Origin of the sequence: Myxococcus dinghuensis (genome assembly GCF_024198235.1) — a bacterium.
GTDB classification, from domain to species: Bacteria; Myxococcota; Myxococcia; order Myxococcales; family Myxococcaceae; genus Myxococcus; species Myxococcus dinghuensis.
This window is the reverse complement of record NZ_JAKCFB010000008.1, coordinates 24,432-42,319: the sequence shown is the minus strand read 5'-3', so window position 1 is coordinate 42,319 and position 17,888 is coordinate 24,432. Positions and strand designations below refer to the sequence as shown.

The window sequence follows — 17,888 nt, the reverse complement described above, 5'->3', positions numbered from 1 at the left end:
CCGCCGCGACGGGCCCTCCGTTCCCTGCATGCGCCAACCCGGGGCGCGGGGCCACCGCATCCTGGGGGCATGCGACGAACGACTCCGCCGTGGCTCCTCGGTTTGCTGCTCCTGTCGGCCCCCGTGCTCGCCGGGGATGCGCCCGCGCGACTCCAGGTCCAGGCCGCGGCCCAGGCCATGGGTGGCGAAGCCCGGCTCCGTGCCCTCCCCGCGCTGCGAATCCAGGGCATCGGCCACTGGAACCTGTTGGAGCAATCCGAGCGCCCCACCCCGCCCTGGCTCGTGAGTTACGAGCAGCTCGACGAGTTGCGCGACCCGGCACACCGCCGCCTGCGTCAGAAGCTCGAGGGCCGCAGCCCTTCGGCGGGCCTGGGCACGTGGCAGTCGATGACCGTCTTGATGTCCGACGGCGCGGTGGCCCTGGAGCGTGAGGGGAAGATGGTCCCCGCGGGTGCCGCGCAGCGACAGGACCTGGAGGAGCGTCTGGACTTCGCCCCCGAGCGCGTCCTGCTCACGGCCCTGGACGCGAAGGACCTCCGCGCCGCGCCGGATGTCGTGCTCCAGGACGTGCCGCACCACGTGGTGACGTTCCACCACGGGCGCGCCACCGCGCGGCTGTTCCTCAACGCCCACACGGCCCTGCCGACCCAGGTCGAGACAGTCGACGCCCATCCCGGGGACTTCTTCTGGAACGTCTGGGGAGACGTCACGACCCGCCTCACCTTCCAGTCCTGGTCCCTGGAGCCCGGAGGACTGCGCTACCCGCGTCACTGGAGCTGGGCGCGCAATGGCAACGAGTATCACGCGTTCACCGTGACGGGCCTGGAGCTGCCCCCCCAGGTGTCGGACACCGACTTCGCCATTCCGGAGGACGTGCGGAAGGGCTTCGCCGCTCGCGGTCAGCTCACCGTCGAGTCCCTGCCGCTGGGTCGCCCGGACAAGCCCGCCGTCGAGCTGGTCCCCGGCGTGGTGCTGATTCCGGGTCGGTGGAACGTCGCGCTGGTGAAGCAGGACGACGGCGTCGTCGTCATCGAGGCGCCCATCTCGTCGGGCTACTCCGCCGCCGTCCTGGAGGAGGTCCGCCGGCGCCACCCGGGCGTGAAGGTGAAGGCCGTGGTCTCCACCAGCGACGCGTGGCCCCATGTCGGCGGGCTGCGTGAGTACGCGGCCCGCGGCATCCCCATCCACCTCCTGGACCTGAACCGCCCCCTCGCGGACCGGGTGCTGAAGGCACCACGCACGCTCTCACCGGACGCCCTGGCCAAGACCCCTCGCCGCGCGACGCTCCACGCCGTGAGCGGGCGCACCGCGCTGGGCAGCGGGAAGAACCGGCTGGAGCTCATCCCCGTCCGCACCGAGACGGGTGAGCGCATGCTGTTCGTCTGGCTCCCCGAGCATCGACTGCTCTACACCAGCGACCTGGTGCAGCCGACTCCAGGCGGCGCGTTCTTCAACGTGCAGCAGGTCGCCGAGTCCGTGGAGGCGGCCACGCGGGAGCACCTGGACGTCGCGCGAGCGTTCGGCATGCACCTCGAAGGCACGGAGTGGACCGCCGTCACCCATGCCGTGGAGCAGGTGGGCGCCGCCGCGGAGGAAAGCCCCCACTGAAGTCCGAGCATCGGCGAGGCCCGTCAGCGGGCCTTGCCGAGCCTGCGCTCCAGCGCCTCGCGACGGCTGCGACTCACCCGCAGCCGCAGCCCCTCCTTGAGCACCACCACCGTCTCCGTGGGCGAGGCGTGGTGCAGCTCCCGGATGCGCTCCACGTTGACGATGGCCGAGCGATGGATGCGCACGAAGCGCTCGGCGTCGAGCCTCGACTCCAGCGCCGCGAGACTCTCCCGCAGCACGTGCTCCTCCCGCCCGACGTGCAGCGTGACGCAGTAGTCGTCGGCCTCCACCCAGTCGATGTCCGCCACCGGCACGAGCACGGACCGCGTGCCCACCCGCACCATGAGCCGCGCCAGGGACTCCGGCGCGGCGCTCCCGGTGGCCGGCGCCGCCGGGCCCGACGTCTCCGCGAGCAGGGCCGCCAGCTTCCGGCCCAGCTCCACGGCCTCGCCCTGTCGCAGCCGCTGTCGCACGCGCTGCATCGCCTCGTCGAAGCGCTCGTCCGCGAAGGGCTTCACCAGGTAGTCCACCGCGTGCACGTCGAACGCGCGGACGGCGAAGGCGTCATACGCCGTGATGAAGACGACCGCGGGCATCCGCTCCGCGCCCACTTCCCGGATGAGGCCGAAGCCGTCCAGCTCCGGCATCTGCACGTCGAGGAACACCAACTGGGGGCGCAGCTCCCGGATGGCCACCACCGCCTCGCGCCCGTCCCGGCACTCGCCGCAGATGCTCACATCCGGATGGCGCGCCAGCGCATGCCGCAGGCCACGACGCGCGAGCGGTTCGTCGTCCACGAGCAGGACCCGCAGCTCAGCCATTCCCAGCCTCCCCCCTCCGGAGCGGCAGCTCGACCGTGGCCACGACGCCCGTCCCCATCTGCCTCGAGGTGAGCCCGAGCCGCCCCGCGTCGCCATAGAGCCGCGTCAGGCGCTCCCGCGTGTTCGCCAGTCCGATGCCCGCGCCGCGCTCCAGCGAGAACGCCGCCGGCAGCCCCGGGCCGTCGTCCTCCACCATCAACGTCAGCACGCCGTCCTGGTGCCGAGCGCGGATGGTCAAGGCCCCCGCCGCCGTTCGCATGGACACGCCGTGGCGGATGGCGTTCTCCACCAGGGGCTGGAGCACGAGGTAGGGCACCCGGGCATCCAACACCGCGTCCTCCACCTCCCAGCTCACGCGCAGCCGGTCCTGGAAGCGCAACTGTTGAATCTCCAGGTAGCGGGACAACAGGGACACCTCTTCCCGCAACGACACCTCCTGCGTCGCGCCCTGCTGGAGCAGGCGCCGCAGGATGTCGCTCAGCGCCACCAGCATCCTCGCGGCGGCGTCCGTCTCCTTCTCGCGGACCAGCACGACGATGGCGTTGAGCGTGTTGAACAGGAAGTGGGGGTGCAACTGCGTCTGGAGCGCCTGGAGCCGAGCGTCCGCCAGCTCGACCGCGAGCCTCGCCGACTGGCGCTCCTGCTCACGCTCCCGTCTCTGGGAGTCGAGCGCGTGCGCGATGCCCAGCACCGCCGCGTAGGCCATCGCCATCATCGGCAGCCACCCGAGCCAGAAGCGCAGGAGCATCCGGGAGAACTCAAGCGACGCGCCCCCCATGTCGCGCGCCAGCGCGAGGTTGCACAGCGTGTAGGCGAGACCGAAGGCCCCTCCCATTCCCACCCAGGCCAGCAGATGCACGCCGACCGAGCGCGCCTGGAAGGGACGCCCCAGGGGGAATCGCCTCGCGAGAAGGAAGAGCCACGGCGTGGCGGGGACCCAGACGTACCAGGCGGGGACCTGCGTGGCGAAGGCGCGCCACAGTTCGATGGGCCGGGCGCTGGAGAGCGCGAAGAAGTACGTCTCCACCGCGGAGAGCACTCCCGGCGCGGTCCAGGGGCCGAGCCGCCACATCCACCTCCACCCCGCGGAGGCCGGGGCCTCGTCCGTCCGTGACACAGTGCCGCGAAGTGTAGCGGAACCTGCCCCGGGCACCTATCGCCCACCGGGCCCTCCGCCGCTCCCTCTCCCTGAGTGGGGGCCCACCGGGTTGCAAGGCCTCCACGTCATGCCCAACCGAGAGACAGGGAGGGAGGACACGTCATGTCATTCGCGCGAACGAAGGTCGTGCCCACGCTGGCGGTGACGGACCTGGAGGCCGCCCGTGTGTTCTACGGCGGCCTGTTGGAGTTCGAGGAGATTCCCACGCCCGAAGGTGAACAGGGCGCCACGATGTACCGCGTCGGCGAGGGCTCGTTCCTGCTCGTGTACGAGCGCCCCACGCCCTCCGGCTCCACCGCCACGGCCTGCGCCTTCGCCGTGATGGACGTCGAAGACTCCGTGAAGCGACTGCGCAAGAAGGGCGTGGCGTTCGAGGAGTACGACATCCCGGAGCTGGGCATCCGGACCCGCGACGGCATCGCCGACATGGGAGAGATGAAGGCCGCCTGGTTCAAGGACCCGTCCGGCAACATCCTGGCCATCGACGACTCGCTCTCCCTGCTGGAAGGGCGCGGCCTGTCGCGCCCCACCGGTCGGGAAGAGGGCCTGCACGCCTGAGGGCTAGGTGGGCAGCTTGATGCCGGACAGCCGCTGATAGAGCTCCACCGCGAAGCCATCCGTCATCCCGGCGATGGAGTCCGTCACGCACAGGAGGCGCTGGTACATGGTGAGCCGCGCGAGCGCCTCCCCCATGTCCTCGCCCCGCAGCGGGTTGTCCGGCCGCTGGAACAGCTCCAGTGGCAAGAGCTGCCGCAGCTTCTTCTCCTCGCGGTTCGGACGGTCCGTCACCACCGCCGTCGCGAACATGTCCAGGAGGCCCCCCAGCGTCTTGAAGCCCGCGCTTTCGATCTGCAGCACGCGCTCGCTCTCGTAGCCATGGCGGCGGGTGGCGTCCTTGATCTCCCGCAGCGGCACGCGCACGTCGTCACGCGCGGAGATGAGCGGCAGCTCCCACTCACCGTCCTCCATCCCCCTGACGTTCTCCAGGAACACCTTCACGCTGGCCTGGATGAGCACGCCGATGGTCCGCGCCCGCGCCTGCGCCAGCCGCGTCTCCGGGTGCGCGGGAGGCGGACGCTTGTCCTTCACCGCGGGCGGGAGCACCGCGTCGAGCAGCTCGCAGGCCTGCCTCGTGGGGATGAGCCCCAGCTTGGCGGAGTCCTCCAGGTCGATGACCGCGTAGCAGATGTCGTCCGCCGCCTCGACGAGGAAGGCCAGCGGGTGGCGCGAGAAGACGCCCGGCTCGCGCTCGCGCAGCCCCGTCGCCCGGTAGGCCTCCAGCGCCAGCACGCGGTCGTCCTGGAAGTATCCGAACTTCTTCTCCGACACGCGCGCCCTGTCCGCCGCGCGGCCCCCTGGCAACACGGAGGGGCGGGGATACTTGCTCATCGCCCCCAGCGTCGCCGCGGTGTACCGCAGGCCGCCCCGCCGCTCGCGTGACTGGAGCCGGTTGAGGATGCGGAAGCCCTGCGCGTTGCCCTCGAAGTGGGCCAGGTCGCTCCACTCCTCGTTCGTCTCGAAGGGGCACTTGCGGCCCTGGGCCTCCTTGCCGGGCTCGGCCAGCCGCTGCTCCACCCAGTGCTGGATGGCGGCCTCGCCCGAGTGCCCGAAGGGCGGATTGCCGATGTCGTGCGCCAGGCACGCCGCCGCGACGATGGTGCCCAGGTGCGACGGCTCCACCTTCACGTCCTGCATCCGCAGGCCCCGTCCCGCCAGTTGCCCCAGCGAGCGCCCCACGCAGGAGGCCTCGATGCTGTGGGTGAGGCGGGTGCGCGTGTAGTCGCTCGACGACAGGGGGAACACCTGCGTCTTGTCGTGCAGACAACGGAACTCGCTGGAGAAGACGATGCGGTCGTAGTCCACGTCGTACGGCGTGCGCTCGTCCAGGGGGAGCGAGTCGTCCGGGACGGGAGGGCGCTCGACCACGGCGTCCGCCGGCTTCGCGTCCGACCCCACCCGGTGTCCCGAGAGAAGATACCGCCACCGCTCCGTTCGACTGCTGCTCACGGCTGCCTCGCTGTCACGCTCACTGCCCGGACCGACCCGAGCGCCCATGCTCCTCCGCCCACACGCCGAGGCAAGTTTTCCCGGAGCCCCCGTCACACCCACCGGGCGAGCGGGCGCCCCGGCTCCCCGGGAGGGGTGCGTGTCCGTGCTGGACGGACGGGCCCGCGCTGGGCAGCCTTCGCGCGGCTCCCTTCCTTCCTGGAGCCCAAGGAGTTCCACGTATGAAGCTCAAGGCGTTGTGCATCGCCGTGTCGCTGCTGGCCGTCCCCGGTGTCGCCGCCGCGCAGAGCCCCTTCGACTCCATCAAGAAGTCCGCGACCGACGCGGGCAAGGGCGCCGTCGAGAAGCGCGTCAACACGAAGCTGATGGACGAGGGCCGCAAGAACCAGTGCAGCTTCAAGACGGGCACCGCCGAGCTGACCGCCGGCTGCGACGCGAAGCTCAAGAAGCTCGCCTCCGCGCTCATCGACGCCAAGAAGCAGCTCACCTCCGCGGGCGTGAAGAGCTACAAGTTCGAGGTCTCCGGCCACACCGACTCGACGGGTGACGCGGGCAAGAACAAGAAGCTCAGCGAGCAGCGCGCGGAGACCATCGTCAAGGAGCTCATCTCCCGGGGCATCGCGCGCGATGAAATCATCGCCGTGGGCTTCGGCTCCGAGAAGCCCCTGGTGAAGCCCGACGACACCGACGCGAAGAAGGCGAAGAACCGCCGCTACGAGCTCCAGGTCCGCCTGTAGCCGCCGCCGTCAGGTCGCCTCGTGCCGCGCGGCCACGGACGCCGCCGGCACGGGAGCCGCCTCCCCTCCCGTCACCGTCTCGGGCATGGACCGCGAGGCCGGGACGAAGGTCATCGCCCGCTCCGCGAGCGCGGCGATGGTGAGCGAGGGGTTCACGCCCGGGTTGGCGGAGATGGACGAGCCGTCGATGACGTACAGCCCCTCGTAACCGAAGACGCGATGGCGGTGGTCGATGACGCCGGACCGCTCCGAGTCGCCCATGCAGCAGCCCCCGAGGATGTGCGCGGTGGTGGGGATGCCCGCCAGCGTCTCGCTCACCATCGTCATGGGATAGCCATCCATCTTCCCCGCCACGCGCCGGGCCAGCTCCACCGCCTCCGGGATGTTGGACGTGGGCGCGACGCCCGACTCGACGCCCGTGACGAGCCCCCGCTTGAGCGCCGTCAGGAAGCCCCGTCCCCGACGCATGCGCAGCGCGCCCTCCTGCGTGCGCATGTAGAGGAGGATCATCGTCCGCCGCGCGAAGTCGGGCACGAACCAGGCCTTGAGGAAGCGCCACGGGTGGCGCGCGAGCATGCCCACGAGCTTCGCCAGCCGGGACAGCATCGTCGCCCCGGACACCTGCGGCGCCATGAGCAGCCGGAAGAAGCCCGAGCCCGCCGAGTAGCGCACCGGCTCCAGGTGTGAGCGGTCGTCGGTGTGCAGGATGGAGCCGATGGCGATGCCTCGCGACAGGTCCGGCTCCTGGCGTCCGCTGACGACGCCGATGAGCGCTTCGGAGTTGGTGCGCACGCCATCACCCAGCCGGGGCGACAGCCCGGGCAGACCGTCCTCGCGCTCCTTGAGGCGCAGGAGCAGGTCCATCGTCCCCAGCACGCCTCCGGCGAAGATGACGTTGCGCGCGGTGAAGCGCAGCGGTTCGCGGAACAAGCGCCCCGTGCCTCGCCGCGCCTGGACCTCGTAGCCGCCGCCCGGCAGGGGACGCACCCACGTCACCTCCGTGTCCGCGTGCAGCGTCAGGCCGCGCTTCTCCGCCAGGTGCAGGTAGTTCTTGTCGAGCGTGTTCTTCGCGCCGTGGCGACAGCCCAGCATGCACCCGCCACACGCGATGCAGCCAGTGCGCTCCGGCCCCTCTCCGCCGAAGTACGGGTCCTTCACCGTCACGCCGGGCTCGCCGAAGTACACGGCCACGGTGGAGGGCTGGAAGTCGGGCCGGGCGATGTCGCGTCCCACCTCCTCCAGCACCTCGTCCGGGAAGGTGCGCAGCGGGTTGACGCTGACGCCGAGCATCCGGCGCGCGGTGGTGTAGTGCGCCGCGAGCTCGTCCTTCCACTTCGCCAGGTGGCCCCAGCTCGTCGCCTCGAAGAAGTCGTCCTTCGGGATGGGCAGTGTGTTCGCGTAGACGAGCGAGCCCCCGCCCACTCCCACGCCCGACAGGACGGTGACGTGGCGGAAGAACGTCATCTTGAACAGGCCCCGCCAGCCCAGGCCGGGCATCCACAGCCAGCGCCGGAGGTCCCAGTTCGTCTTCGGGAAATCAGCGGCCCGGAGTCGGCGGCCCTTCTCGAGCATCACCACCCGGTAGCCCTTCTCCACCAATCGCAGGGCGCTGACGCTTCCACCAAAGCCCGAGCCGACGATGAGCCAGTCGCAGTCCATCCGTGTTGGTCCTCGAGAATCCCGGTGCGATACACCCGACAGGGAGCACCTGGCGCAGGCGCTCCGCGCGGGACTCTATGCGAAACATCCGGGGCCGCAGCGCTCGCGGACACCCCCACCCCAAGGGGCACGCCGCCCGCCTGCCTGATGGGAGGGTGGAGAACCGGAACTCGCGCCGGGTCCGAGGGGAATTCCCGCTCCGCATGGCACACGCGGGAGGGGCCGGGCGAGTCCCGCCCCCTGCGTGGCGCGAGGCCCCAGGCCCCGGGTGAAGCGCATGGCCCCGGGACCACTCGTCGCCTCCTGTCGCCGCCTGACGCGCCCTGGCCCCGCTGACAGACGCGTGTCCTGGAGCACCGGTCGGCCCGGCTATCACCGTGGGGCGGGCCCTCGCTGGAGCGACATCAGACGGGGCGCGCCCATCACGGGAGACACACATGAAGACATGGTTTCGACGCGCGGTCGGATTGGGCGGCGTCACGCTGGGGGGCGTTCTCGCTGGGGGGCTGGCGCTCGCCGCGCCCTCCACCTCCGAGGACGAGGCCGGCGCGCGACGGGCGGTGGAGCTGTACCTGCAAGGCCATGTCACCGGGCAGGTGGCGCCCTTCCAGGAGGCGTTCCACGACGAGATGAAGATGTACCTCAACCGCGACGGCGCCCTCGTGCGCAAGACGAAGGCGGAGTACCTGGAGGGGGTGAACGGCAAGCCCGCTCCGGACGAAACCCGCCGCAAGCGGCGCATCGTCCAGCTCGACGTCACGGGCGACGTGGGCGTCGCGAAGGTCGAGCTCGACTACCCGAACGCCTTCATGACCGACTACCTGACGGTCATCAAGACGGGCGGGAGCTGGAAGATCATCGGCAAGGTGGTCCACATCCAGAAGCGGTAGAAACGAGGGATGCGACTCGGCCCGAGCTTCTGGAAGGCCCAGCTCTGGGGATGGGGCGCGTACGCGCTCGCGGGGTACATCCTCTCCATTCCCAACATGCTGGGTGACTCCAGCGCGCTGGGGCCCCTTCCCATCGGCCTGCTGAAGCTGCTCCGCTCGGCGCTGGGGTTGTTGCTCAGCGCCGGCATGGCCCAGGTGCTCGACCGGATGTGGGCCCGTCGCCCCTCGCTGTGGGTCCTCGGGGTGACGAGCCTCGCCATGTCCACGGTCCTCGCGGCGGTGTGGCAGACCGCGCTGCGCTGGATGTTCGGCCTGACGCCCGTCTTCCACCACGGCTTCCCGCACGACGTGCTCAACTACCTCGTCGTGCTGCTCGCCTGGAGCGCGCTGTTCCTGAGCAATGCCTACCGGATGGACCTGGACGCGGAGCGGGAGCAGGTGCTGCGAGCCCTGTCGCTGGCCACCGAGGCCCGCTGGCAGATGCTGCGCTACCAGGTCAACCCGCACTTCCTCTTCAACGCGCTCAACTCCATCCGCGCGCTCGTGGACGAGGAGCCCGGGCGGGCCCGGCAGATGATCACCGAGCTGGCGGACTTCTTCCGCTACTCACTGCTGGAGACACGGGAGCGGGATGTCCCCTTGGGGGATGAGCTGCGCGCCATCCGCAGCTACCTGGAAATCCAACGCATCCGCTTCGAGGACCGCCTGCGTGTCTCCTTCGACATCGAGCCTGGCACCGAGTCCATCCGCCTGCCGGGGTTCCTCATCCATCCCCTCGTCGAGAACGCGGTGAAGCACGGCCTGGACACCCAGAAGGGCCCCCTGGAGCTGCGCATCCGCGCGCGCGTGGAGGGTGGGTGGCTGGAGGTCGAGGTGGCCAACTCGGGGCGCTGGCGTCCTCCCGAGGTGGGCTCGGTGACGCCCGGCCCGGGAAGGCCCGACGGTACGGGGACGGGACTGGCCAACGTGCGCGAGCGGCTGGCGCACGCGTACCCCGAGCGTCATCGGTTCGAGGTTCGCGAGGACGCGGGTTGGGTGAAGGCCACCCTGCGTGTGGAGCAGGGTCAGCGGGAGGCGGCATGACGAGGCTCAAGGTGTTGCTCGTGGACGACGAGCGGCTGGCGCGCGGGGAGCTGCGCACGTTGCTCAAGTCCCATCCCGAGCTGGAGGTCGTGGGCGAGGCGGCGGACGCGGACGAGGCCGAGCGGCGCATCGCCGAGCTGGACCCGGACGTCCTCTTCCTCGACGTGCAGATGCCCGAGGCCTCCGGGTTCGACTTGCTGGCTCGCGCGGAGGTCCGCGCCCAGGTGGTCTTCGTGACGGCGCATGACGCGCACGCGCTGCGCGCCTTCGAGGTCAACGCGCTGGACTACCTGCTCAAGCCCGTGCATCCGCAGCGGCTGCGCGCCACCGTGGAGCGGCTGCTCCAGAAGACGGGGGCGGCCCAGGGGACGGCCGTGGGGCGTCCGCTCGCCATCGACGACCATCTCTTCCTATCGGGCGAGCGCCGCTCCCGCTTCGTCCAGGTGGGCGACATCGCGTGCCTGTGCAGCGCGGGGGACTACTCGGAGCTGGTGACCCGCGACGGCCAGCGCTACCTGACGCCCCGCCCGCTGTCGGAGTGGGAGGCCCGATTGCCGGAGAAGCACTTCGTGCGCATCCACCGCGGCGCCATCATCCACCTCGCCTGCGTGGAGCGCGTCGACGGCAACCTGGACGAGGGCCTCCAGGTCCACGTCCGAGGCGCCGACGCCCCACTGTCCATGAGCCGACGACATGCCGCGCGACTCAAGCTGCTCATGACGTGAGGCGGGCGACGAAGGCGTGAGCGGATTAGTGTTGCGCGACGACGCGAGGAGGGAGCATGCGCCCGCAGCACGCGACGATTCGTGACACGTCGGAAGCGCCCCTGCGCATCTTGCTGAAGGTCGTGCGCGCGGCGCCCGAGAACGGCACCTTCATCGAGCCTTCTGGACGGCAGGCGTATCGGGTCTTCGTCGACGACCACTGGTCGAGCGCGGTCTCGCTCGACTGGGGCGAAGTGACCCCATACCTGTCGGACCTGGCGAGCACCGAGGAGGCAAGGGCCCCTTCCGCGGCCCGCGAGCTGGGCGCGCGCCTCACCGGCCTGCTGACACAAGTCCCCACCTGGGCGATCGCCACCGAGCACATGCGCGAGGCACTCCGGCAGGGCCGCCCTGTCGATCTCCTCATCCAATCCGAGGCACCGGAGCTCTATGGCCTGCCCTGGGAGCTGGTGGCCGGCCCCAACGGACTCGCGCTGAGTTCGAACAGCTCCGTCCTCGTCCAGTACATGTGGCCGTCGGCCTCGACGACCACCGCACAGGATGTCCTCGCGCGCGATAGGTCCGGGCCCATCGTCTTCGGACAAGCGGGCGACGTGGAGTTGCTGCGGCTCGACCGCGACGTGGTCGCGTGCTGCGAGGCTGTGGATTTTCCTCGGCGGAGCCTCCACCTCCTGCCCCAGATGAGTCTCAGGAGCCTGGGAGAGACGCTCGGCGCGCTCACCGGTCCCGTCGCCGTCCTCCAATGGCTCTGTCATGGCGCCCGCGCACCGGACGGAAGCTTCGGCCTCGCCATCCCCACGTCCGACGACCCGCATGTCCCCCATGTCGGTGACGCGGAACAGATGGCCCAGGTGGTGGGCAGCCCCGCGTCGAGGGTGCGGCTCCTGCTCATCACCGCGTGCCAGGGTGGCGACACGGCGCGGTCGACGGCGCTCCGCAGCAGCGTCGTCCAGCAGCTCCATCGAGCGGGTGTCTCCGTCGCGGTGGCGTCACGACTCCCGCTCTCCACGCGAGGAGCACAGCAGCTCACCCGTGCCCTCTATGCCCACTTGCTCCGGGGCGGGAACATCCGGGAGGCCTTGTGCGCGGCGAGAAGCGCCCTCTACGCCAACGGGACGTTGGACTGGGCCTCCCTCCAGGTCTACGTGGCCCATGAGGAGGCACTGTACGCCCCACTGTTCCCCACGCCCGCGACATCGTCGACGCACCAGGAGACATCCTCCTCGTGGCAGGGAGGAGAGGCCGACCTCCCGACCGACGAGGAGCTCATCGAGATCGCCGTGCGCGGACTCGACCCGACCGCGCTGAAGAGACTGGCGGCACGATTGAACGTGCCGCTCGCCGTCCACACCGACAACAGCACCCAGGAGGAGCAGACGCGGGAGTTCCTCCAGGACGTCCAACGGCGAGGGCTGCTGGCGCGGTTCCAGACCTTGATGCTCCGTCATCACGCGCGGCTGGTCGAACACCAGCTCTCTCGCCTGCGCGAGGCATGAACCTCTCGCGGGCGGTCGCCTCGTCGTTACCGCGCGGCCCCTCAATCCCGTCGTGCAGGCACGGACAGCCGTGCGGCGGGGTCACCCACCAGGATGTAGGCGGAGAGGTCGCAGTACGTCATCCACAGGAGACCGCGCCTCAGGCGCCAGGCCGGGGCTCTCTGCCCCCCTGCCCTCTCGCGCTCATCCGCGTCCTGGTGCCGGAGGATATCCAGCGCCAGGGAGATGGCGGAGCGCGCCAGGACATTCGCGCCGATGCCGAAGCGCTCACCCGCGATGAAGGAGCGCATCGCGCTGGTGAAGGCCCGTGCCTCGCTTCGGCCGCGCTCGTCCTGGAAGCTGTTCGTCCAGGCGAGGTCGACATGGCCGAGCACGGCCAACGGCCCGTCTCCGTTGGCGAGCGCGGCCTTCACCGGCCCGGAGACGAACGGGCGCTCCGGCATGTCGCCGATGACGGGAACCACACGCTCTGGTGGCACATAGGAGCCGACCTCCTCCAGCGCGCGCACCAGCCAGTGCCGGAAGAGGCTCGTCGCCGGCGTGCCCGCGCCGAAGCAGGCCACCGGCAACCAGAGACCGCCGGGCAGGAAGGGCCTCGATGAGAGCACGTCCGCGCCCAGCAGCTCGTTCCCGAGACACAACGCGCCTTGATGGGCCCGCTGTTCGGCGGGGGACCACGACCGGTCTGCCGGAGGCCCCAGGCCGTGGCTCAGTGACAGCAGGACGCTGGGGTGCTGCTCGCACACCTGCGCCAGCAAGACGTCCCGGGACCACTGGGAAGGAGTGCTCAACTCCTGGACCACGCTCGCCGGCAGCTCGCGGTGGGCCAGTTGCTCCAGGCACTCGGAGACGGCGTGCTGAATCAGTCGCGGGTAGCCCCACCGCGTCGCCTCCGAGCCGTCATGTGCGCAGAAGAACAGCGCCTTGGGCAAGAGAGGACGGAGGCGAACCTCCCACGACAGCACCTTCTCGACGTAGGCCCTCCAGTCCCGCTCGCGGTCGAAGGCGAGGCGACCCACGAACCGGTCTCCCGCGAGGACCTGTTGGAGTTCGAGCGACACTTCATGGAGGTCCCCGAGGATGAGCAGATAGCGGGGCAGCTCGCGCTCGCGGGCCGAGGGACGGAAGACGTCGCGGAGCCACTGCACCGACTGGGGCCCATCCATCCCAGGAGGCACGGAATAGACACGCGCGGGAGCACGCTGTTGCAGCTCCCGGAGGGCGCGCAGGGGCGCACACCAGGAGAGCAGCTCTTCCCGTCGCGCGGGGTCCTCCGGAACGACGAGCCCCCAGCGCTGGAGCGTGAGGTCCCCCGGGTCCCCGCCCGGCGCGTCGAGGTAGCCGCCTGCGGGAGGCAGACGGTGCATCGACGCCTCCGTGAGCGCAGGCGGGTCGAGGAGCCCTTGGGAGGACAACACCTTCGCGGGCCGCGGCCCCGGGCCCCGCGCCATGAGCAGGCCCAGCGAGACGTCGGCGGGTGACTCCGTCGACGGCGACGCCCCCGCGGAGCGACCCGCGATGCCACTCATGACCAGGACATCCCGCTCCCCGTGTTCTGGGGTGACGCGCCCTTCGGAGGCACCGCGCCGCCATGCTCGGACCCGAGGGACGTGCCATCGTCCTGCCCCTTCGGGCCAGGGGGCGTTGGAAGTGAGCCACTGGTGTTCCCCGTCATCGGTCCGCCAGGGCCGCCTGGGGACGTCAGGAAGGGGTCCCGCATGGACGCCCCCTTGTCATCCACCACCTTCAACGTCGCACCCGCGCTCTCGACCTGCTGAAGGAACTCCGCCAACCGCGGTCGTGGCCCCTTCACCGCGAAGACGACCGGTCCGCCGACCGCCTCGAATCCCTCCGCATGGAACTCCTCTCCGGTCAGCACCACATGAACATGGCGCTTCGTGTTCCACAGCGACTCGCCACTCCATTCCTTCAGGTCCCGAGACATGCGCACCTCCGGTTTGCTCCAGCCATCACTCGAACAGCAACACACTGCGAGCCCAGTCCTTCTTGCGGGCACTCCATTCCACGCGCACGTCGCGCAGCGCCTTCGCGGGAGAGACTCCCTGGCGGATGCGCAGGCGCAGCTCCTCGAAGAAGGCCTGCGCGCCATCGCCCGTCGGAATCGGCACGGTCGCCGCGACGACGCCACGAGCCCCCGCGCTCACGAAGGCCGCCGGCAGGCTCATGGAGGCATGCACCGCGGAGCCCGCCTTCGCGGCCTGACACGCCACCAGGATGACGAAGGGCTGGCCTCGCAACGCAGGGATGCGGTCGATCCCCAGCACGTCCCCCTCTTTGTCTCCCGGCGCGAGCACGAGATACGTGGACTCGGAGGCCAGCCCCATCACGCCATGGGTCACGAGGTCGATCTCCGTCGCGTCCCGCATCGCCGCGCTCACGCGCGACGGAGTGGCCCTCGGCCCTGAGAGGGACACGATACCCATCGCCTGCACTGGGGGATTCCACTCGTCGAGGCGCGGGAGCTTCCGCTCGGGTGCATAGGGAACGTTGTCGACGACCAGGTGCGCCCCTTCGCGAGGAGTCGATGCCGCGGACGAGGAAAGCCTCCGGGCGAAGCGCCACGCCATCGTGGAAGGGAGGATGCCCGCGCGGCCATAGAGCGGCCCCCGCGCGAGTACCGAGACCTGCTCGCATCCCTCCAGCGAAGCAAGCGCCTCCGCGTCGACGAAGCCCTCCAGGTCCTGGGGCAGCGGGGCGACCAGGGTGTCCACGTAGTGTCCCCGCAGTGAACCGCCCTGCCCCAGCACGACCCACATGGCCCGCTCCGAGTCCTCGGTCAGCCCCACCACGCACCGGGTGGGCAGCGCGGCCCCGTCTCCCTCGAGTTCCTCGACGAAGAGACGCAGCGCTCCCGAGAAGTCGCCGGACTTCCCCGCCTCCAGGATGAGTGAGCCATAGCTGTAGGCGATGGACCGGACCGCGTCGACGTCCCGCGTCTCAGCGGCCCCCAGGCGCTCACGTCCCTCTCGAATGGCCTGGCGTAACAACCCCCGCCCCTTCTGGAGGTCCTTCTCCAACCAGAAGCGCCCCAGGATGTGGGTGATGAGCGCGTTCTTTCCTGGCGAGTACCGCGAGCGCTCACTCTCGAAGGCGGCGAAGGCGTCCAGGTCTCGTGTCTGGGGACGCAGCCGCGCGATGTCCGACAGGGCCATGGCGCCCACGGGCGTCAACGGCCCTGACAGCTTGAGCACCTCGTTGATGGCCGTCCGTGCCCGGTCGAACTGGAAGGCGTTCAGCTCCACCTGCGCGAGGCTCTCCTGCTGGAACTGGATGCCCGCGCCGTCATTGGACAGGCGGCGGCGCTCGGAGGACTCCTCGAGATAGGCCCGGGCCAGTGGGAAGTCGTCCTGCATCCGGGCCGCCGCCGCGAGGGCCTCGATGAACGTCGCCTCGTGCCCCCATTCCCCCGCGAGCACGGCGAGGTTCCAGCCCTCCAGCGCCGTGCTCCGCGCGGCGTCGAACAGGTCCAGGCGCAGGTAGATGTCCGCGAGGAAGTGACGGATGCCCAGGCAGCGGTAGGTCAGCCGCGCCTGTTCGCATGCCGGGAGCGCCCGCTCCAACCGCGCGCGCGCCGCGTGCAGGGCCCCGGCCGAGGCCTCCGCGTTCGCGCGGTTCACCTCCGCCAGCGAGGTGAACCAGGGGTCTTCCATCGCCACGGCTCGGCGCGTGAACTCGTCGACGTAGCGCTGGGCGCCGTCCGTCAAATAGAGCAACCCCAGGACGAGGTCGTCTTCGTCCGTGGCCAGCATCTGATTGAGCAGGGCGGCGACCTGCGGGTCCGCCAGGGACGGCGAGGTGCCCACCAGTCCGCGGTAGGCCTCCGCCAGGGGGCGTCTCTTGGAGAAGTCCCGCACCGCCGTGCGCTGGATGTAGCGCTCCAGTGCATCTCCCCCGGAGACGGCATCGAGCTGGCGGGCCAGGTCGAGCAGCCCCAGCACACGGCCCGCCGAGGTCGCGCTGCGGACGGCGTCATAGAAGTAGAGCCGCAGGATGGGGCTGCGCACGTCACTCGTCGTGGGAAGGGCCCCGGTGTCGACCAGGGTCCGCCCGGCTGCGCACTTGCGCTCCCATTCCTGGTAGCGCGCCGTCTCGCCGTCCTTCAACGTCCGCTCACGATGGCGGGCTTCGTCCGACCACCCCTCCTCTTCTCGCAGTGCAACGGCCTCGAAGGCGCGCGCCGCGCTCAACGGGAGCGCGTGCTGGTCGAGGTTGCGCAAAGCCAGGCCGCGGTTCCACATGGCCTGGGTGAGGTCCGGGTGGCGCACGAGGGCGCCATCGAGCAGCCGCAGCGCCTCCTTCTCATGGCCACGTCCACTCGCGAGCAGCGCGACGGCGCGGTCGTTGTCCACCTCCGGTCCCTTGTCGAGCGTGCCGAGGATCTGCGCGGCCTCGGACGTCAGTTGCGGGACGCCGTAGGCCAGCAGCACGGCGGCGAAGGCATGCGGGTCGGTGCGTTGGAGTCGCTCCAGGTCCTTCACCGGCGCGGTGGCCAGCAGGGAGCTGATGGGGCCGGACTCCGCGCCGTAGTGGCCGCGACGCAGCGGGAGGTAGCGGTCCGCGGACTGATAGGCGAGGCGGAACTCCAGCCGCCGCTCCGGACCCAGCGAGGCGAACAGCGGCTCCGGCTCCGCCGTGGACCGGCCCAACAGATAGGTGACGCCCGCGAGGAGCGCGACCCCCGCGGCGAGCGCCAGCCCCACCCCGAGTCGACGCGGAGAACCCGCGCGGGGTGGACGCGTCGAGGATGACTCCGTACCTGCCTCGCCGTCGGAGCGCGGCGCCGTGGCGTCCACGAGCCCCAGCCCCCTGTCCAGGATGACCTCGGCGACCATCTGGAGGCTCAGGACACGCTCCAGTTCGCGCTGACACGCCTGGCAGCCGGTGAGGTGGTCGGCGAACGCCGTGCGCTCCTCCGGGTTCAGCTCTCCGTCGACGAAGCGATGTAGGTCCTCGCAGGTTGCTGCTCGCGAGTTCTCGGTGTGATTGGACATGTCTCAGTCCCGGTATCCCAGTTTCTGCGCCAGGGCCCCGCGCGCCTCGCAGATGCGCTTGGCGACGGCCTCCGGCGAGGTCTTGAGTCGCTGTGCGATCTGCCGGTAGCTCAAGCCACCCTCGCACAGCAGAGAGAAAGCGGTGCGCTGCCCGTCGGTGAGCTCGGCCATCGCGCGCAGGAAGGACTCGCCCGTCACCCCCGGCGGTTCATGGGGGCTGAGTTGCTCGCGGATGGAGACGACATTGCTCAACTCGGACTCGCCACCACGGCGCAGCTTGGCCCGCCGGAAGTGGTCGATGACGCAGGACGAGAGCACCGCCGAGAGGTAGTTGGCGCACTCCTCCTCGCTGGCCCAGGACTTCGGGCGGTTGCGGGTGGCGAGCAGGAACCGGACGATGGTGTCCTGCACCACCTCCTCGACCTCGGGAGAGTCCGGGCCCAGCATCCGCCGGGCCCGGGCCCGCAGTCGGGGGCGGAGCCTGTCGAGCATCATTCCCACATCGCGACGGAGACGCCCCTCGTCGCTCGAGTCCATCCAGCCGACTCCTTCGGGCCCGTTCATGCCAGCGCAAACGCGCGGCCCACGAAATCCTTACGTCGAGTCCCCTGAGTCCCCTCCCCACCCTCGGCGGACCCGGATGGTCGCCTCAATCCCTGGCGGGAAGCAAACCCCGTAAGCCCTTGCCAGC

At 70.4% G+C, this 17,888-nt stretch carries 14 protein-coding genes; 7 read left to right on the top strand and 7 right to left on the bottom strand.

Annotation, left to right across the window (positions count from 1 at the left end; all coding sequences use genetic code 11):
* Positions 1-69 precede the first annotated feature (69 nt).
* Positions 70-1,608, top strand: coding sequence for an MBL fold metallo-hydrolase (locus tag LZ198_RS13620; RefSeq protein ID WP_253972375.1), 1,539 nt, complete (start codon positions 70-72; stop codon positions 1,606-1,608).
* A 23-nt stretch (positions 1,609-1,631) separates the two neighbouring features.
* On the opposite strand, the gene LZ198_RS13615 is transcribed toward LZ198_RS13620, so the two are convergent.
* Complete coding sequence (locus tag LZ198_RS13615; RefSeq protein WP_253972374.1) at positions 1,632-2,429, bottom strand: LytR/AlgR family response regulator transcription factor; 798 nt, start codon at positions 2,427-2,429, stop codon at positions 1,632-1,634.
* The gene (locus LZ198_RS13610; RefSeq protein ID WP_253972373.1) at positions 2,422-3,501 is read right to left on the bottom strand and encodes a sensor histidine kinase; all 1,080 of its coding nucleotides are present in this window, start codon (positions 3,499-3,501) and stop codon (positions 2,422-2,424) included. Before LZ198_RS13610 ends, LZ198_RS13615 begins: the two co-directional genes overlap by 8 nt.
* A gap of 189 nt (positions 3,502-3,690) precedes the next feature.
* Here LZ198_RS13610 and LZ198_RS13605 point away from each other — a divergent pair, with 189 nt between their 5' ends.
* Complete coding sequence (locus LZ198_RS13605; protein WP_253972372.1) at positions 3,691-4,146, top strand: VOC family protein; 456 nt, start codon at positions 3,691-3,693, stop codon at positions 4,144-4,146.
* A 3-nt stretch (positions 4,147-4,149) separates the two neighbouring features.
* Here the strand turns inward: LZ198_RS13605 and dgt are convergent, their stop codons facing one another.
* Entirely contained in the window at positions 4,150-5,544 is a 1,395-nt protein-coding gene (gene dgt / locus LZ198_RS13600) for a dGTP triphosphohydrolase (protein ID WP_323382589.1), read from the bottom strand.
* Positions 5,545-5,816: 272 nt separating this feature from the next.
* On the opposite strand from dgt, the gene LZ198_RS13595 reads away from it, so the two are divergent.
* Positions 5,817-6,332 carry an OmpA family protein gene (locus LZ198_RS13595; protein WP_253972370.1) on the top strand — a complete coding sequence of 172 codons (516 nt, stop codon included), beginning with the start codon at positions 5,817-5,819 and terminating at the stop codon, positions 6,330-6,332.
* A gap of 9 nt (positions 6,333-6,341) precedes the next feature.
* Here LZ198_RS13595 and LZ198_RS13590 read toward each other — a convergent pair whose 3' ends face one another.
* Complete coding sequence (locus LZ198_RS13590; RefSeq protein ID WP_253972369.1) at positions 6,342-7,991, bottom strand: GMC oxidoreductase; 1,650 nt, start codon at positions 7,989-7,991, stop codon at positions 6,342-6,344.
* A gap of 437 nt (positions 7,992-8,428) precedes the next feature.
* On the opposite strand from LZ198_RS13590, the gene LZ198_RS13585 reads away from it, so the two are divergent.
* The 4 genes from LZ198_RS13585 to LZ198_RS13570 are packed head-to-tail and all read left to right on the top strand — an operon-like array spanning position 8,429 to position 12,185.
* Positions 8,429-8,881, top strand: a complete 453-nt coding sequence (locus LZ198_RS13585; protein WP_253972368.1) for a nuclear transport factor 2 family protein — start codon at positions 8,429-8,431, stop codon at positions 8,879-8,881.
* Between the two features lie 9 nt (positions 8,882-8,890).
* Positions 8,891-9,964, top strand: a complete 1,074-nt coding sequence (locus tag LZ198_RS13580) for a sensor histidine kinase (RefSeq protein ID WP_253972367.1) — start codon at positions 8,891-8,893, stop codon at positions 9,962-9,964.
* A complete protein-coding gene (locus tag LZ198_RS13575) occupies positions 9,961-10,689 on the top strand; it encodes a LytR/AlgR family response regulator transcription factor (RefSeq protein ID WP_253972366.1) in 729 nt (242 codons plus the stop codon). The genes LZ198_RS13580 and LZ198_RS13575 overlap by 4 nt, the downstream gene beginning before the upstream one ends.
* 56 nt (positions 10,690-10,745) lie before the next feature.
* Positions 10,746-12,185 carry a CHAT domain-containing protein gene (locus tag LZ198_RS13570; RefSeq protein WP_253972365.1) on the top strand — a complete coding sequence of 480 codons (1,440 nt, stop codon included), beginning with the start codon at positions 10,746-10,748 and terminating at the stop codon, positions 12,183-12,185.
* Positions 12,186-12,226: 41 nt separating this feature from the next.
* Here the strand turns inward: LZ198_RS13570 and LZ198_RS13565 are convergent, their stop codons facing one another.
* From LZ198_RS13565 to LZ198_RS13555, 3 genes are all read right to left on the bottom strand, one after another.
* Positions 12,227-13,714 (bottom strand): hypothetical protein, encoded by a 1,488-nt coding sequence (locus tag LZ198_RS13565; RefSeq protein WP_253972364.1) that lies wholly within the window; start codon positions 13,712-13,714, stop codon positions 12,227-12,229.
* Between the two features lie 441 nt (positions 13,715-14,155).
* Positions 14,156-17,197 carry a zf-HC2 domain-containing protein gene (locus LZ198_RS13560; protein ID WP_253972363.1) on the bottom strand — a complete coding sequence of 1,014 codons (3,042 nt, stop codon included), beginning with the start codon at positions 17,195-17,197 and terminating at the stop codon, positions 14,156-14,158.
* 3 nt (positions 17,198-17,200) lie between these two features.
* Entirely contained in the window at positions 17,201-17,692 is a 492-nt protein-coding gene (locus LZ198_RS13555) for an RNA polymerase sigma factor (RefSeq protein WP_253972362.1), read from the bottom strand.
* Between the last annotated feature and the right edge of the window lie 196 nt (positions 17,693-17,888).